Source organism: Vibrio sp. RW, from assembly GCF_027587105.1.
GTDB classification, from domain to species: Bacteria; Pseudomonadota; Gammaproteobacteria; order Enterobacterales; family Vibrionaceae; genus Vibrio; species Vibrio toranzoniae.
This window is the reverse complement of sequence record NZ_JAPPTM010000062.1, coordinates 1-2,377: the sequence shown is the minus strand read 5'-3', so window position 1 is coordinate 2,377 and position 2,377 is coordinate 1. Positions and strand designations below refer to the sequence as shown.

3 protein-coding genes are annotated in these 2,377 nt (G+C 41.3%); all 3 read left to right on the top strand.

The window, feature by feature from the left end; translation table 11 throughout:
- Positions 1-32 precede the first annotated feature (32 nt).
- The 3 genes from OCT63_RS21265 to OCT63_RS21255 all read left to right on the top strand — a co-directional run bounded on the left by OCT63_RS21265 (position 33) and on the right by OCT63_RS21255 (position 2,178).
- Positions 33-521 carry a GNAT family N-acetyltransferase gene (locus OCT63_RS21265; protein ID WP_269984579.1) on the top strand — a complete coding sequence of 163 codons (489 nt, stop codon included), beginning with the start codon at positions 33-35 and terminating at the stop codon, positions 519-521.
- Between the two features lie 192 nt (positions 522-713).
- A complete protein-coding gene (locus tag OCT63_RS21260) occupies positions 714-1,151 on the top strand; it encodes a hypothetical protein (protein ID WP_269984578.1) in 438 nt (145 codons plus the stop codon).
- A 679-nt stretch (positions 1,152-1,830) separates the two neighbouring features.
- Positions 1,831-2,178, top strand: coding sequence for a hypothetical protein (locus tag OCT63_RS21255; protein ID WP_269984577.1), 348 nt, complete (start codon positions 1,831-1,833; stop codon positions 2,176-2,178).
- The last annotated feature ends 199 nt before the right edge of the window (positions 2,179-2,377 follow it).

Genomic DNA, 2,377 nt, shown 5'->3' with positions numbered 1-2,377 from the left:
CCTAAAATGGAAAATGACAATTGAGGTGCAATTTGAAGGTTAGAGCAGTTATTGAGTCAGACTGGGATTCGATACTTCGAATTCAGGCTGAGGTGTATCATGATGGTGTTCTCGAAGAATTGGATGTACTCAAAAGTAAAAGTGTCGTTTCACCGACAAGTTGTTTTGTGTGTGAGTCGAGCGACGGAGATATCGCGGGTTATTTGTTGTCACATCCGTGGGATAGTTCAATACCTCCAAAGCTTTTTGAACCATTAACAATGGTCAGTGGTAACCATCAATTTTTCATCCATGACATGGCGGTTAGTGCCACAGCACAAAACAAAGGTGTTGGTCGATTGTTGACTAATCGAGTGTTTGAATTAACAAAGAAAATGGGCGTTAACAAAATTACTCTAGTTGCAGTTCAAGGCGCGGCTGGCTACTGGTCGACATTAGGTTTTAGTGCATTGGAAAGTGGCGATATAAGTCCTGTATACGGCGAAGATGCTGTATTCATGGAAATGTTAATATCGGCATAACAAAGCGTTTAAGACGGACTCCCAACGCATGGCGCTTTCGGGTCAATTTAGTTTAAATGTTTATGTCACAATGGTTTAGGTTAGGTAGTTAGCGTCGCTCGCCACTTAACGCGGCGTTATACGCCACTTAACGCGGCGTTATACGCCACTTAACGCGGCGTTATACGCCACTTGCTAATGGGTGATAGATATATGATTTTTAAATGGATTTTTGTAATCGGAAGTATCTCTCTATTAATTTACAGTTGTAGCCGAAAACAAGACATACAAGATGACTGTTTTCAATCATTCTCCATATTGGCAACTGATTATTTTGGTACAAATGAGCCTCAAATATGGAAAATTATCGGAAAGAATGCTGGTGACGATTTTCTAAAAGAGAATGAGATTTTGGGCTATGTAGTAGAGCGTGATTTTAGTTCTTACATGGAACCTCTTGCTAATAAGGAAATGCTTAAGTTCACAGGTCGTGTATATAAGTTTTGGCCGAGTTGGCCACAAAAACACCTTGGTGGCGGTCGTAAGAATATTCAATATGAAGTTCTTATTGACCATGGTAAATACTTGGTTCTTGATAAAAGATCTAGAAATAAATACATCCCCTTAGTTGAAAAGCGCTGTGATTTTTAGCGCACAGGCGTATAACAAAGCATTTAAGAGTGATTCCCAACGCTTGGCATTTTTCATTCCATAGTTGGGTTTTGTGTTTACGGTGGTATGGTTAGGTTTCGTGGTAGCGTTGCTCACACCTTAATGCGACGTTAGTTTGCAAGGAGCAGAAAAGCGTTTGTGGTCTAAAAGCTTTGTTCTGCGTTCTAGCTATTCACCTGTTATTTCCCAAAGACTTTTCATTGAAATAGGCATCTCGCGTAGCCAGTTTTTCGGCTAATTGGCTTCCGTGTCATTCAATTCTTCCGTGTTAGTAAGGTTCATTTCTCAATATTCTTGCGCGCTGCTTCTTTGATTTTGAAAGTTAAGCGGGAACATTGAAAGATGGTATTTGTGGCTGTCGGCATCTACGAAAGTCTTCTTAGCCAAGTTTGTTTTGTTGGTTGGGTTTAAATTCTGAGCTGTCCGTTTTACTTTTGTGTTCAAAGCCAGTAGTTTTGTAACCAATTCAGCACCTTGGCGCTAAACCTCTGGTTTCATCGCGGTGGCAAACTAACAAAGCGCTTAAGACGGACTAACAAACGCTCGGCATTTTTGGTTTGGTTAAGCTGTGTGTTTAAGGTGTTCAAATTTAGTAGGGTGGCAGGTTTGTTAGCCACTTAGCTTAGCGTTATGTTGCTAGGGAATTGCGAGGAATAAAGTGCTAAATTTATTGAAGTTTCTTGTTGTCAGCAATCTCATTACAACCGCCGTTGTGGTCGCATTTGAGGAGTCTACTGGGTTCTTTGGTCTTAATTTTTGGTCTGACTACGCTTTCTTTGTCGCGATGATTCTTTGGGGAATAGCAGCATTATTTTTTATGTATCCTCCTGAAGGTGGTTTTGGTGGCGATAAAGCGGAAAGGGTGACAGGTTTAATGGTCGATGGTTCGGTGGCTGATGAAATTGACGACGAACGTTTTTCATCAAACACGATATTTTGCATCAAGCTTTTTGTTTCTGGCTTACCCGCGTTTCTGACGTGCGTAATAGCGAGCTTCGCAACATAACAAAGCGTTCAAGAGGGACTCCCAACGCTTGGCGGTTTTAGTTTAAAGTTTGGCTTATGTGTTTATGGCACAATGATTAAGCTTGGGGGCATAGCGTTGTCGCCCCTTAACGCGGCGTTAGTTTGCAAAGGGCAGAAAAGCGTTTATGGTCTATAAGCTTTGTTCTGCGTTCTAGCTATTCACCTGTTCGTTTTCCAAC